At 70.5% G+C, this 220-nt stretch carries 1 protein-coding gene; it reads right to left on the reverse strand.

Annotated elements, in window-relative coordinates:
- A partial coding sequence (locus GTY47_RS18555) for an Hsp70 family protein (RefSeq protein ID WP_010049186.1) occupies positions 1 to 220 on the reverse strand: 220 nt, incomplete at both ends.

A 220-nucleotide genomic window follows, 5' to 3' on the forward strand; every position in this document is an offset into this window, starting at 1 on the left:
TTGGTGGCCTGCCGCTGGTGGTCGTCGAAGTACGCCGGGACGGTGATCACCGCGTCCGTGACGTCCTCGCCGAGGTAGGACTCGGCGTCCCGCTTCAGTTTCTGGAGCACCCGCGCGGACAGCTCCTGCGCCCGGTAGCGGGTGCCGTCGATGTCGCCGTGGTCGGGGAAGCGCCAGTGCGCGTCACCCATGTGGCGCTTGACCGAGCGGGCGGTGCGGT

Source organism: Streptomyces sp. SID5464, from assembly GCF_009862985.1.
Lineage (GTDB): Bacteria > Actinomycetota > Actinomycetes > Streptomycetales > Streptomycetaceae > Streptomyces > Streptomyces chartreusis_D.